The 13,316-nt window shown below is 54.6% G+C and carries 10 protein-coding genes and 2 pseudogenes; 7 read left to right on the forward strand and 5 right to left on the reverse strand.

All coding sequences use genetic code 11. From position 1 onward, the window contains the following. Positions 1-6 precede the first annotated feature (6 nt). On the forward strand, positions 7-1,005 hold the full coding sequence (locus NMQ09_RS18240; protein ID WP_255192001.1) for an IS630 family transposase: 999 nt from the start codon (positions 7-9) through the stop codon (positions 1,003-1,005). Here the strand turns inward: NMQ09_RS18240 and NMQ09_RS18245 are convergent. Beyond that, positions 977-1,977, reverse strand: a protein-coding gene (locus tag NMQ09_RS18245) for an IS630-like element ISNma5 family transposase (RefSeq protein ID WP_255191903.1) whose coding sequence is annotated in 2 segments (ribosomal slippage) — positions 977-1,485 and positions 1,485-1,977 — 1,002 coding nt in all. Because the reading frame shifts where the segments join, the coding sequence is not laid out codon by codon here. The two genes, NMQ09_RS18240 and NMQ09_RS18245, sit on opposite strands and share 29 nt — an antisense overlap. A 45-nt stretch (positions 1,978-2,022) precedes the next feature. Here NMQ09_RS18245 and NMQ09_RS18250 point away from each other — a divergent pair. After that, positions 2,023-2,823, forward strand: a pseudogene (locus NMQ09_RS18250) (transposase); the annotation flags it as partial. Between the two features lie 328 nt (positions 2,824-3,151). Here NMQ09_RS18250 and NMQ09_RS18255 read toward each other — a convergent pair. Then, positions 3,152-3,937 carry a hypothetical protein gene (locus NMQ09_RS18255; protein WP_255192002.1) on the reverse strand — a complete coding sequence of 262 codons (786 nt, stop codon included), beginning with the start codon at positions 3,935-3,937 and terminating at the stop codon, positions 3,152-3,154. Positions 3,938-4,418: 481 nt separating this feature from the next. On the opposite strand from NMQ09_RS18255, the gene NMQ09_RS18260 reads away from it, so the two are divergent. Then, positions 4,419-5,417 carry a transposase gene (locus NMQ09_RS18260; protein WP_255192003.1) on the forward strand — a complete coding sequence of 333 codons (999 nt, stop codon included), beginning with the start codon at positions 4,419-4,421 and terminating at the stop codon, positions 5,415-5,417. 283 nt (positions 5,418-5,700) lie between these two features. Continuing rightward, complete coding sequence (locus NMQ09_RS18265) at positions 5,701-7,095, forward strand: protein adenylyltransferase SelO (RefSeq protein WP_255192004.1); 1,395 nt, start codon at positions 5,701-5,703, stop codon at positions 7,093-7,095. Positions 7,096-7,181: 86 nt separating this feature from the next. Here the strand turns inward: NMQ09_RS18265 and NMQ09_RS18270 are convergent, their stop codons facing one another. Next, positions 7,182-8,420, reverse strand: a complete 1,239-nt coding sequence (locus NMQ09_RS18270; RefSeq protein WP_255192005.1) for an orc1/cdc6 family replication initiation protein — start codon at positions 8,418-8,420, stop codon at positions 7,182-7,184. An 833-nt stretch (positions 8,421-9,253) separates the two neighbouring features. Further along, positions 9,254-9,445, reverse strand: a pseudogene (locus NMQ09_RS18275) (DUF6788 family protein); the annotation flags it as partial. Positions 9,446-9,507: 62 nt separating this feature from the next. Between NMQ09_RS18275 and NMQ09_RS18280 the strand changes: the two are divergent. The 3 genes from NMQ09_RS18280 (at position 9,508) to NMQ09_RS18290 (ending at position 12,152) form a co-directional block, all read left to right on the forward strand. Then, positions 9,508-10,431 (forward strand): MarR family transcriptional regulator, encoded by a 924-nt coding sequence (locus NMQ09_RS18280; protein ID WP_255192006.1) that lies wholly within the window; start codon positions 9,508-9,510, stop codon positions 10,429-10,431. Continuing rightward, positions 10,431-11,234, forward strand: a complete 804-nt coding sequence (locus NMQ09_RS18285) for a DUF6036 family nucleotidyltransferase (protein ID WP_255192007.1) — start codon at positions 10,431-10,433, stop codon at positions 11,232-11,234. The genes NMQ09_RS18280 and NMQ09_RS18285 overlap by 1 nt, the downstream gene beginning before the upstream one ends. Positions 11,235-11,351: 117 nt before the next feature. After that, positions 11,352-12,152 carry a hypothetical protein gene (locus NMQ09_RS18290; RefSeq protein ID WP_255192008.1) on the forward strand — a complete coding sequence of 267 codons (801 nt, stop codon included), beginning with the start codon at positions 11,352-11,354 and terminating at the stop codon, positions 12,150-12,152. A gap of 110 nt (positions 12,153-12,262) precedes the next feature. Here NMQ09_RS18290 and NMQ09_RS18295 read toward each other — a convergent pair whose 3' ends face one another. Next, positions 12,263-13,204, reverse strand: a complete 942-nt coding sequence (locus tag NMQ09_RS18295) for a transcription initiation factor IIB (protein ID WP_255192009.1) — start codon at positions 13,202-13,204, stop codon at positions 12,263-12,265. Positions 13,205-13,316: the final 112 nt, after the last annotated feature.

A 13,316-nucleotide genomic window follows, 5' to 3' on the forward strand; every position in this document is an offset into this window, starting at 1 on the left:
TCTCTGATGAGAACGGATCGTCGGACTGAGCTGGTGAAACATTTGTCGGAAAAAGAGCTTGATAAAGCGATCAATGAAGCTCAGAAGTCGGACGAGACCCGTCTCGTCCGGCGACTCTGTTTCATCAAGAACGTCTCTTTCGGCGATACCAACGAAATGGCTGCACGGCGTGTCGGCGCGTCTCAGCCAACCGGCGGACGCTGGCTCAAAGCCTGGAACGAAGGTGGAGTCGATGGTCTTCGACCGAGCTTCGCGGGCGGCCGCCCCGCGAAGCTCTCGACTGAACAGTTTGAGGAGTTCTTTGATCTCCTCGAAGACGGTCAGCCGTGGACACCACAGGAGATCGACGATCTTCTTTGGGACCGCTACGGTGTTGCGTACGATCGAGCTCATCTTGCACGAATTCTCCGTGCTGATGGAATGCAGTACGCAAAACCGCGACCGATGGATCCGCGACAATCGCCAGACGCTGAGGAGGATTTTCGTGAGCGCCTGGGAGAGGCGCTCACGAAAGACCGTGGCGGTGAGCCACTCATTCTTGGCTTCTTTGACGCTTCGTGGCCACAACCGTTCGAGAACTCCCAGCGGATGTGGTCGTACGATCGAACAGTAGAGATCGACAAACCGCTGGTCACAGTCCCGTGGAAAACGCTTGGCTTCTACGCATTGCTTGGCAAGAGTACGCTGATCTTTCGGAAGCGAACAACGAAAGAGAGCATCTGCGCAGCCTTAGAGGCTATTCGCGAGCAGAATCCGGTCGGACGGATTCTGCTCATTGCTGACAACGATGGCGGACACCATGCAAAACTCACCCAACAACGGGCCGACGAACTCGGCATCGAGTTCGTCTTCCTCCCTCCGTATTCGCCGATGTTTAATGCAATCGAACCGCTCTGGAAGACACTCAAACGGAAGATTTCGCCAGAAATCTTCGAAGGAAAAGATCATTTCAGGCAGTTCGTTACTATAGTAAAAATTAGAAATAATTGCTCACTTTTGGTATAGAGATCTGGTCAAGAGCTGTATCAATCGCCGTTGTAAGATCGTCGAGTGACTCAAAGAAACGGTTGCTGAGAGCGGCTTGGAGTTGTCTCCAGCACTCCTCGACAGGATTGAGCTCTGGCGAGTACGCCGGTAACGTGACGAAGTCGAGGTCGTCACGGGCCGCCAGGTCCGTGACGGCCGACGCCTGGAAATACGACGCTCCATCCAGCACGATGAGCAAATCATCTGCAAATTCTTCGCATAATGCAAGAATGAAATGTTTGGCGTGTTCGGCGGTTACGTACTCTTCGAATCGAGCGAAAAAGCGATCACCGTCTTCGGTGATCGCGCCCAACAGGCACGTCCAGTCGCGTTGGCCGGATAATTCGACGGCCGGCCGCGTGCCGCGAGGAAACCACGCGGCACGCGGCTCGACTTGCACGGATTTCTTGGTCTGATCGATACAGACTACTGTGGCGTCCATCTCCCGCCGCTTTTTTTGAACTCTTCGCGGAAGGTTTCTTGCTCGTCAGCATCAGATTCGGCGGCTGTACGGCGTGGTTTTTGATAGCTCAATCCCGCTTCTTTGAGTAACCGCCGGCAGCTCGGGATTGAGTACTCGACATCGTAGGTTTCCTCAAGATATTGCTGGACGAGCGCCGGCGTCCACGCCGGCGCGTCGATCCCGACTTCCTTGGGAGGTTCGTGAACGGTTTGTTCGAATTCTTCCTGCTGTGTTTCTGAGAGCTTCCGGTTTCTTCCGGAGCGGTGAGCATCAGAAACGGCTTGCTCAAACGGTTCGTCCGTATCGAGTCGCATGAGCCAGCTGTAGATCGTTCTTCGACCGGTGTCGTGCCACTCTGCAAGTTCGGTCTGCGTAACGCCGTTTTTGTACGCGATCGCCGCTAGTAACCGCTGTGTCGGCTTGTTCTCCTCAACCCTGTCGAGAGCGTCTTGGAGTTCTTCGACGGAGATCTCGTCGAGATGGTCCATTGACTACAGTAACAATATCTGGGCGGAAAATTCTAACGGTTACTATATTACAAAGGGATCTACGGGACTCGTCCTGTTACCCGAGAACTCCAGAATACGGCCGTCTGGCTCAGCTGTGGGTTCGATCGACCGCCGTCGAGAGACGCGGTCGATCGCTTCCTCACGGATCTCGCCCTCGTTGTTGACGACGTATTCCACCACCTCGTCGAGGAGGCCGCTGCCCGCGGCCTTCTCGACTCTACCTTCCGGATCGATTCAACCGATCTCGACGCCCTCGCGTGGAACGATGACGCTTCGTGGAACTACGATCCAACGGCTGAGGAGTACTACTACGGCTTCGGCCTCACGATTGTTTCGGCAGGGCCAAAGATTCCGATCGCAGCGGAGTTTACGCAGGCGAAACAGGCCTCAAAGGAGACGGCGATGCGCGTCACCCGTGACGCGCTCGCCGTCAAACAACCGATCTGGATGCTCGGAGACAGTGCCTACGACATCCTCGACTGGCACGACTTCCTGCTTCAAGCAGGAATCGTGCCGATCGCCCCGTACAATCCACGAAACACCACTGATCCGCTCGATATCGACTACCGAATCGAAGATCGAATCAGCGAATTTACCGAGGATGTGACGCTCAAGCGTTCGATCCTCGCTGAGACCTACAAGCGTCGAACGCAAGTTGAGCGAACGTTTGGAGCGTGTTCAGACTGCGGCCTCGGGACGCTTCGCGCCCGAGGCCGCGTCCATGCGCGGGTACAAGCGTATCTTGGACTGTGTCTTCGAGTCATCGTCGCCATCACGAACTACGAACAGGGTAAAAATCCGGGCCGAACCAAGCTCGCGCCATGAGATGAATTGTATGACACCCTCCGTCGAGAAGGAGGTCAGCGTTTTGGTGGAGCCACGATTCCAGCTGCAATTCGTCGCGGCCAAGTCGATGCTCGTAGGTGGGTTCTCTTGATCGAACTCCTTGATACGCATGGGGTCTTGTTTTTTCGGCTGGTTAATAATGTGGCCTATCGATCATATGCCAGATTCAGCAAGGGGGGCTGAGCGATCGCTGTACTCAAACGATTCTGGGCTGTAATAGGTTTCCGTCTGGTTGTGTTCGGGTACTGTCGTTTCGACATTCCCTTCGCCGCCGTCGTCTTCCTGTCACTGATGGTTGCCGCTGCGTTTACTCGTCGATCCAGTCGGGGGCGTCGACCTCGGCGTCCACAGCGTCGAAGTCGTAGGCAACGGAGAGGGTCTCGCTGTCGTTGAGGTTCCGATAGTAGTGTGCATACGACATCCCGGGTGTGACGCGGTAGGAGACGTCTGTCCGATGCACCTGTTGGTCGCCGTCGATGACGACCTCTCCGTCGGTGTGTGAGATACGGACGTCTCTGCCGGGGCCGTCGTACAAATGCCAGGCGTCGCTGGCGGCGTACACGTCGAACTCGTCCGCGGTGCTGGCTGGTTCGTAGTCCGCCTGGTAGAGCGTCGACCAGACGAGGTACCGCCAGGAATCGGCGGACTCCCCAGGCGAGGTGATTTCCTCGCCCTTGAGGAGGACGACGTGGCGGCTATCCTCCTGGTAGCGGTCGACGACCTCGCCGTCGGAATTGTCGGCGCGGCGGTCGGCTTCCTCCTCGTCGACGACGCTGATGCGGGTGTGTGTAACGGAACTGTTGCCGGCCGAGTATCGCTCAATGTAGTAGTTGCCGCCGTCCGTCTCGAGGACGAGGTGCTCGGCGCCTTCGGCGGCCGCGACGTACGAATAGTCGAAGAATATTCCGCCATCGATATTGACGGCCGCCGTCTCGGTGTAGGGGGCGGTGGCGTCGGTGCCGGCAGTGGTGTCGAACGGGATCGACCGGTCAGTCGACTCGAGAGGGAGGGTGAACGCGAGGCCGACGCTGGCGGCAGCCAAGAGGACGACAACGGCCGCGGTGAGAATGAGGCGTCGCGGAGCGATGTCCATGACTGGCCACTGTCATCTATCTTTGAAAACATTTCGGTGTGCTAACCTTCGAAACGCCCGATCAGGGAGAATAGGAATCGATAGGCAGCAGAGGCTTTGCTGAAATCATTAAAAACCGTCTCGAGCGAGTGTTCCTGTCGTCTCAATCACCGAAGGGAGGTTCCATCTGGAACCGGAACGAGTCCTGTGCGGACCTCTAGGTCGACACGACGAAGGTGCTTGCAACCACCATTTGGTTGGCGCCGTTCGAAATCAGGAAAGGTGTACATCTCTTCGGCTCTGTTGAAATCCTTAATGAGTGATAGGATTCAGCGATCGTGCTGAATACAGAGCGCGAATCGGTCAAACCAATGGGTCGCTCAGACGCCCAGCGCATCAAGTACCTCAGGCACGTAGAATGTGGTCTCGGCGTCTCGAAGCTGGTCGATGGACAGGCGGTGGTGCAGAAGTCTTCACAAGGAAGTGGTAGGACGAGTTTGATGTGTCCAGCAGCAAAGCCGTCCTACCGGGTAACGATACGGTCGCACAGGTTTTCAAAGCTCTGGAGACAGAGACAACAGCACTTCTTGAGCCGCTTGATCTCTCGTTTCTCACAGACTATCCCGTGTTCGCCCCCGATTCGAGGGGGCGAACACGGGTACACGAGCCCCCAGAATTACTGAAAGGCGTCCTTCATTGCTTCTACCGCGACATCTACGGACTCCGGCCAATGGAGCGAGAGCTACGGAACGAAGATGTCTGGCGACAATGTGGATTCGAGCGACCGCCGTCTCGGCGGACGCTCGATCGGTTCATCACTGACTTCGCAGTCGTTGCAGAAGAGGTATTCATCGAGTTAGTCCACGAGCTTGCCGAGCAAGTCCCGCTCGGCAAGCTCTTCCAAATCGATGGAACTGATATCCCGGTTAGTCAGCGTGATGAGGACGCTCAGTGGAACTACGACCACACTGACGATGACTTCTATTACGGCTATGGGTGCTGTGTCGTGACCGCAGCAAACAACATTCCGATTGCAGCAGCGTTCACGTCCGGGAAGAAGGTCGATCAGGAGACGGCGATGCGCGTCACGCGTGACGCGCTCGCCGTTGAAACTCCACGGTGGATGGTTGGTGACTCCGAGTTTGACATGCTGAACTGGCACGACTACCTGCTGGAGCAGGCGGTCGTGCCGGTTGCACCGTACAATCCACGGAATACTGACGATCCGCTAGATATCGAATACCGGGTTGAAGACCGAATCAAAGAGCATAGTGAGACAGTCCGCCTTTGGCAGCGTCAGCTCGACGAAACGTATTCACAGCGATCGCGTGTTGAAACGGCGATCGGCGTCTGCAAGGACCTCGGCCTCGGATCCCTACGGGTCCGAGGCCGAGCCAGAGTCAAATCGCACGTCTTCCTCACTCTTTGCCTCCGGGTTGCCGTTGCGCTCGCTAACCACCATCGAGGAAACGATGTCGCTAGCTCAACGATCACGCTATGAGAACTGTTCTGCACCACCGCCTGTGTTCATAAGTACTTATGGAGCAGTCAAGATTAAAGATGTTAATTGGACGTGGAATATCCAGCCGTGCAGTAATCGGTGGAAGGCGTCATCCCGTGACGGCGCGTATCCCCGTCCCCAGAAATCGAAGATTTCTGGTGTGCGAACGAGACGCGTCGCGTCTCGTCAACGCCGTAAACGGCGAGGTTTTGCGCCTGTTCATCCATAACATTTTCAAGGACAAGGTTATTAAGCCAAGCAACATAGGGTTATATGGGAATAAATGGCCTTTTCATTTGATACCACGTATAAAAATTTAGATTTGAACCTCTATTCGAGAGTAACGCCCAAAAATATCGATAATCCTGAAATTTTGGTTCTTAATGACGAGCTATGTGCTGATCTTGGATTGGATACAGCGGAGCTCAATGCTAACACTCTAGCAGGCCAGGACCTCCTGGAAGAACCAATCGCCCAAGCATATGCAGGCCACCAGTATGGAAATTTTACCGTCCTGGGAGATGGGAGAGCGATGATACTCGGCGAACATGTACACGATGGTAATAGATACGATATTCAACTGAAAGGGTCTGGTCGAACGCCGTACTCCAGAAGAGGCGATGGCAACGCAACTGTCACCTCGATGCTCAGAGAATATCTGTATTCATATGCGATGCAGAATCTAAACATCAAGACATCGAGAAGTCTAGCAGTCGTCGAAACTGACGAAGCAGTCGAACGACGACGGACAGAACTTGGAGCCATCCTTGTCCGAGTGATGAACAGCCACATTCGATACGGGACCTTCCAGTATGTTGCAGGTCAAGGATCCGACGAACTACAGCGATTCACTGACTATGTTATCGACAGACACTACCCGCAGCTAAATGCAAACGATCGCACATACCTAGAGTTCTTCGATGCAGTCATGCAGTCGTCAATTGAGATGATTGTTGACTGGCTGCGTGTCGGATTCATCCATGGCGTCATGAATACGGACAACATGAGTGTCGATGGAGAAACATTTGATTACGGACCCTGTGCCTTCATGAATTACTATGATGAGGAGAGGGTCTTCAGCTCGATCGATAAGCACGGGCGATATGCATTCGGAAACCAGCCACCTATCTTGCGGTGGAATCTTGAACGGTTCGCAGAGGCACTCCAACCGCTGTGTACACAATCAGCGCTCACGTATGATGAACTCAAAGCCAAACTAGACGAATTTGAGGATCGATTTGATGCGCAATATCACACGATGATGCGGAAGAAACTGGGGATCAACTCAGATGGCGAAGAAGAACTTGTCAATGAATTCCTGGGGTGGCTTCGCAAATCGAACGCAGACTATACCAATACGTTCCTCGAATTAGAGACACCTGGTACGTTTGATGACCCAGTGTTTGCAACTGCAGAATTCGAACGGCTTAGGGATAAATTGGCTGCTGTCGGCCTAGATGAGGAGTTGATGCAGGAATCCAATCCGCGGTATATCCCTCGCAACTACCTGGTTGAACAGGCATTGGATGAGTATCTCAAAACTGGGGATCTATCCAAATTCAAGGAGTTATTGACCGTATTAGAAAACCCCTATACATCGAAGGATATGGGTTCACAATTCCAGCAACCACCGCCACGAGAATTCGATGCAGAGTATACAACGTACTGTAATACTTGAGCGGATATGATCAAAATCGGTTAGATAGGTCATGGACAGAGATAGCGACGCCGTCTAACCGCAGAAGTACAAGAGAGTTCCCTGCGCTACATCGCGGTAAACTCTTCACCAGAGTCAGGAAGATATTCTACAATACTCCGATGGGCACCGAATTCACTGATGATCGTCTGTAGCGCGTCGACGACGGTCGCGATGTTTCGGTTGAGCTCATGTTCACGGTATGTACCACCGTCCTGGCCGCGATGCACCATCTGTGAGAGTGTTAGGTTGAGGATCTCGAAATCAGATAGGAAACTACGCATTCTACGGGCCGTACGAGGATCCCGGCCTTGGTACTTACAGAATTCTTTGTATCGCTGATAGACAACACGTGAACGGGCTGGTGTGGCATCTTCAGCAGCAAGCGTAGTTAGCGCATATAGAGTGAGTTGCTCGTGTTCAGTGAGGCCACGCATGATATCCATGCTTTGTTGTGCCTCGAGTTTCTCTTGGGCTCGTTCGACATGTTCGGTTGTAACCGACTCCGCGTTCTCGGTACGGGCCAAATCGCCAGCCTTCCGGAGAAGCGTGATAGCGCGTCGAGCGTCCCCACCATCTTGGCGGCCGAGAGCAGCACACAGCGGAATAACTCCGTCCTCGAGGGCGTTTTGGTGGAATGCAATATCAGCCCGTTGTTCGAGGACCTTTTGGAGCTCTTCCGTGCCATACGGTGGGAAGGAAATCTCGGTTTCACACAGGGATGACTGAACCTTCGCGTCGAGTTGCTCTCGGAACGTTGAGTCGTTACTAATTCCGATGAGGCCGAGTTGAATATTGTCAATGTATCCGTTGTTGTCTGCACGAGTAATCTGGTAAAGGAACGTATCGTCCGTGATGTGGTCGATCTCGTCAAGAACGATAATCACGGTCCCAGAGAGTTTATTGAGTTCATCCCAAAGCAGGCGATAGACTTTGGATTGGGGGTGACCGGTTTCGGCAATGTGATGTTCGGGCTCTCGAAGGTTGTTTACCAGACTAATCGCGGCCTGGTAGCTCGTGCTGAGACCGTCACAGTTGAGCGAGATGACAGAGAGGTCGACTTCGAAATGTTCCGCCGATTCCAGAAGCTCATTCAGTAAAAAGTTCGTCACAGCGGTCTTGCCGACGCCGGTCTTGCCATAGATGAAGATGTTGTCGGGGTACTCGCCGTTGATGATCGGCTGCAGAGCAGCTTCGTACTCCTCAATCTCGTTATCTCTCCCGACGATGTCGTCTGGAACGTACTCGACTTTGAGAGTATTCCGACGTTTGTATAACGTATCATCCGGCTGAAATCGCGGAGTCATATTGTGATCAACTGATTCAGGCTAGAATCATAACTGTTCCGACCGTCATTTCCGCTATTTCCAGTATAACCACCAGGGGCACAGGTTCCACTATTCGATATTGACCCCGCCGTTTCCAGTCTAATGGAAAATGTTGATTGACAGTCACGAGGGGGCTCCTCTGACGATCGGACTTTCGATGAGAACCTCACCCCGCTATTTCCAGTAATTTACTGAGAACTCAGTTGGCTGATCACAAGAGAGGAGAACCACATGATTCCAGTATTTCCAGTAAACTCTTCTTTATATATAGAACAGACCCCACCGTTTCCAGTATATCCAGGACGAACGCGAACCACCATACCGCGGTAAGGGAAACTGACGAGAACAATAGGACACCCCCTCCCCACTATTTCCAGTAAAGCGCCACAAAAGAGAAGCATCTAATGAAAAAGAACTCTGGATTAGGGAAAAGCTTATACTGATGGCGTTTAAGCTAGTCCGTAGTAGACCTAGTAAGCGGTTGCTGCTGGAGCTGGTTCTAGTGAAAGAAATCAACAGTAGAGTCCCGCCCATCTTCGTCACTAGTTTTACTGGAAATAGTGGGGGGGTAGGTGGGTGGATATATTCGTCCACTCTCATCATGTAATTCCATTAGTGGAAATAGTGGAGTATGACACTCGTCAGACACTCAGGGGAGATTAACCAACCTGAGGCGGAAACCCCTTCACATGTTGGTTAACGTCTTCCATTCGAAATCGGCGAATCGTCGAGACCTGTATCGGCAGTCATCACACCACTATTTCCAGTAAACCATTATCCTCCAGTTCCACCGGCCCAAACGAGGGATAGTTCTCCGAATCGACTGGAGCTTTGTACTTCGACTTGATCTTCTTACCCTCTTTCCACTGCCAGTAGTAGCGATTGTCGTTGATCTCCTTCACCGTGATCGTTGCCTTCGATGGAACATCATCCGAAAAGTCCTCTGGTCGCTTTTTGACCTATCTGTTCTCTTCATTTTCCGCTAGTCGTGCCTCTCGCTCACGACTTTTCTGCCGTAACACTACTCGAAACTTATTTATAAACAAGTTACGTACTATGTTACAACGTGCTGCGACGAATTGAACTCGAGGTCCTCGCTACCGTCGAACGTGGCGATACGATCTCGGTGCTCGCGACGAAGCTCGACCACAGCGAGAGTTACCTCTCTCGTGCTGTTGCAGACCTCGCTGAGAAGGGGTTGGTCTACACGAAGCGCGATGGCCGCCGGAAACGAGTCATCCCTTCGGATGCTCGGGCGATCGAGATATATCAGGATCTCGTCCGCCAGCACTCTCACATCGACTTTCCCGAGTTGTTGACAGGCAAAGCTCTTGAGGTACTGTACTACCTCGATCAACCACGGACCGTTGCCGACGTCGCCGAACGGAGCGGCAACTACCGCAACACCGTCAACCGGGTTCTCAAACGGCTGCGAGACCGTGGCCTCGTCGGTACCGATGACAGCCAATACCATTTCAACGGTGACTTCGACCGACTGCACAAGTTTGCTCGCGAACTTGCGCATCATCTCCATCGACAGCGCCTCGAATCGGTTGCTCCGAATGGGACGATTCTCTGGGAGGGTTATGACGAATTTCTCGCGCAAACGACAACGGAGGTTGACGCCGAACACTTCCACGAGACCGGGCTTGCGCGGTTCGCGGCCTTTGATCTCCAGTTTCTGCTGACCCGCCACCGCTACTACCGCTACTCTGAGAGTATAGAGGAAGTCTCGCCGGCGGAGCTCTGCTGTCACACGTTGGTGATCGACGACGGGCCCCGCCACCGCTCGTACTGTCTCCTGTTGCTCGGCCACGTCGACGTCGACGAGAGTGACCTCCGAGAGCAAGCCGAAAAATACGGCCTCGAAGACGAAACCGACACCCTACTCCAATATCTCGAGACGCGGGGAGCAGTCGACAGCGATCGCCTCCCCGAGTGGGACGAGTTCCAGGAGCTAGCTGCTGACTACGAGGTGGACCTACTCTAATGAGACCAACTTTCGGACGCGAGTATATCGAGAACGAGTTCCAACGAACCGCAGATGGATTATCTGACCCGCTCACGGTCTATCTGATTGGTGGTGGTGCGATGTCGCTACGCGATCTCAAGGGCGCGACAAAGGATATCGATCTGGTCGTCGCTGACGGCGACGCGTACGGCCAGCTGTGGGCTGTCCTGATGGATCTCGGGTATACGGAGGTACAATCGCTGGATGCCGATTACCGGGCGCTGGGCGCGACCAGCTGCGTCGAGAACGACGACGGATGCCGGCTCGACATTTTCAACCAGCAAGTTGCGAACAAACTCGTGCTGACCGAGGGGATGCGGGAACGCAGCGAGTCGTTCCTCGCGACGGATCAACTAACCGTCCGCCTAGTCAGCAACGAGGATATCTTCCTGTTCAAGTCGGTCGCAGGGCGAGACGACGACATTGAAGACATGAATATGCTCGTACAGACTGGCCTCGACTACGACGTCGTCCGAGGTGAACTCGAGGCACAGATCGACCGGCTCGGCGACGACCAGTTCGCCACCTTCGCGAACGAGGCCTTGGTTGACCTCGAGGAGCAGTACGGAGTGACCACGCCGATCGAGGACCGCGTCCAGGAGCTGACGATGCGGTACTACCGTGGGCTCGAAGTGCTCCAGGCGCTTGACGTTCCGATGACCGTCGACGAACTAGCTGCCGATCTGGACCTAGACGTCGCTGAGGTCCGAGACCGGGTTGCATATCTTGCGGAGTTCGATCGGATCGTACAAGATGATAGGATGGTCCGTCCGACGGAATAGCACCAACTTTGTGACCGCGGAGACAGTTCGAAACCGGCTTACTGCTGATCTCCTCAGCGGGAGAACGGCACCTAAACCATCGATACGCTTATATTATTCAACCATTGACTCATCATGATGCGACGTAGAACACTTCTCGGCACCGTCGGCGCGGCGATACCCGTTACCGTCGCCGGCTGTACAGGTAGCGGTGACGATTCTGCTGATCAGCCAACTAATGGCGACGACACTGGTTCGGAGCCGGGTGACGATGCAGACGATAGCAGTACCGGCGATGACACCGACCCAGGTGAAGATGATCTGGTTGGTGAAGGAGAACTCACGACGCTCGAGTCGATCACGACGGTCGACGACCGGTACGATCCCGATTCACACTCGTTCTCTGGAAGCGGTGGCGAGACAACCGACTACTTCGACCTTCGGGATTCGATCACGGTGTTCATCGCCGAACACGACGGACAGGGTCAATTCGGTCCAAAGTTGATCGACGAGACGGGCCTGCGAGAGTTCCGGCCGATCTTAGAACACGATCCGTTCGAAGGGGCCGCGGCTATCGGTACGCCCGCGGACCCCTACTACCTCGACATCGTCGCCGATGGCGACTGGTCGATCGAACTCGCCCAGCCGGAGTCACTCGCCGACGCGATTCACCAGCTCCCCGTCGAGGCACACGGCGAGGGCTACGACGTCGTTGGTCCCGTCCAGATCACCGGCACCGCGACGGTGCGGGGCCAACACGAAGACGAAGGTACCTTCGGTGTCGAGATCCTCGACGAAGAAGGGCGAGGCGAACACGGTCAACTCATCCCGGTCTTCAACGAAGTGGGTCCGTTCGACGGAGAGGAGCACATCGAGATCGACGCCGTTTGCTGGGTTCACGTCCAGGCCGACAGTTCGTGGACGATCGAGATTGAGTGAATTCGAAGATGAAAACCGAGGCGTAGACCGATCAACGAATTGCTGAGGTGTTGGCAAGCTACCACTACGAGTTACCCCACACCGATTTCTCTTTCAACTTTGTGGGGTAACTACTGCTGATCTTCGAGGACCTCGCACAAACAGTCACGGTGTGCTCGAATCGTCGCCGTCGACGTGTTTGCACTGTCCGCGACCTCTTGCTGTGAGAGCCCGTATCCGAACTCGTGGCTGGCTCGGTATAGACAGGTTGCAGCGAATCCTCGAGGATGGCGTCCACTTGTGATCCCAGCCTCTTCTGCGAGCGTTGCTAACTCGAGTGCTCGGTGTCGAACCTCATCTAGAACTTCGAGTGTGGCTGCGAGTTGCGGGAGGAAATCCTGTGGCCGTGGAATCGTTGTTGGAAGCTCGAGTTCGGTGTTCATTGCCGAGTACGCACACTCGAGGTCTGTCCGTGAGCACGTCGCCAGCTGACTGACCTCCTCGAGGGTCCGGCCGAGTCCGTTGCATCGACACACTGCGTATACGCTCGCTGCTGCAACCCCCTCAAGCGATCGTCCCTGACAGAGGTCCTCTCCTTGGGCACGCCGAAAGAGCAGACACGCCTGTTCGCACAGCGACTCCGGTAACTCGAGCGCACTGACGATCCGACGGATTTGCCCAAGACTGTATCCAAGGTTTCGTTCACGCTTCGAGCGCCACTGACTGCGGCGATGCTCCCGCCGAAGGCGGTTGAGTTGACTACGCTTTCGTCCAGGGAGTGTGTTCCCTTGCCCGTCTTTCTTCCATCCGATCTCAGTCGACAGTCCACGGTCGTGTCGGCCTGCTGTGAGCGGAGTACCTGTTCGGCTCTGGCTCGAGTTCTCAGGTGAATCGAACCACTCAGGCCCGTAATCGAGGAGGTCTTCATCGACGATCAAGCCACACTCTCGACAGCGTGTTTCGTGGTTCGCTGGGAGTAGGTCTCCACTGCACTCGGGGCACGACGTCGTCGACCGCGTTGGTTGCTCTGCCTCTCGAGTGAAGCGACTGCTGAATGTCTCGTTTGTAGCCATCTTGCTCCGACGAGGCAAGTGTCTGTTCGCCCCGTCACCTCTTTCGGGGCTACAAAACACTCTGTCGACGGCTTTCAAGACTCACTCATTGATCTGTTGGGATCTTCCCCAA

Source organism: Natronobeatus ordinarius (assembly GCF_024362485.1).
GTDB lineage: Archaea > Halobacteriota > Halobacteria > Halobacteriales > Natrialbaceae > Natronobeatus > Natronobeatus ordinarius.

Bases quoted from the DNA above. Each gene is read 5' to 3' on its own strand.
- NMQ09_RS18240 (WP_255192001.1), top strand. From the start codon at position 7: ATGAGAACGGATCGTCGGACTGAGCTGGTGAAACATTTGTCGGAAAAA.
- NMQ09_RS18255 (WP_255192002.1), bottom strand. From the start codon at position 3,937: ATGGACATCGCTCCGCGACGCCTCATTCTCACCGCGGCCGTTGTCGTC.
- NMQ09_RS18265 (WP_255192004.1), top strand. From the start codon at position 5,701: ATGGCCTTTTCATTTGATACCACGTATAAAAATTTAGATTTGAACCTC.
- NMQ09_RS18270 (WP_255192005.1), bottom strand. From the start codon at position 8,420: ATGACTCCGCGATTTCAGCCGGATGATACGTTATACAAACGTCGGAAT.
- NMQ09_RS18285 (WP_255192007.1), top strand. From the start codon at position 10,431: ATGAGACCAACTTTCGGACGCGAGTATATCGAGAACGAGTTCCAACGA.
- NMQ09_RS18290 (WP_255192008.1), top strand. From the start codon at position 11,352: ATGCGACGTAGAACACTTCTCGGCACCGTCGGCGCGGCGATACCCGTT.
- NMQ09_RS18295 (WP_255192009.1), bottom strand. From the start codon at position 13,204: ATGGCTACAAACGAGACATTCAGCAGTCGCTTCACTCGAGAGGCAGAG.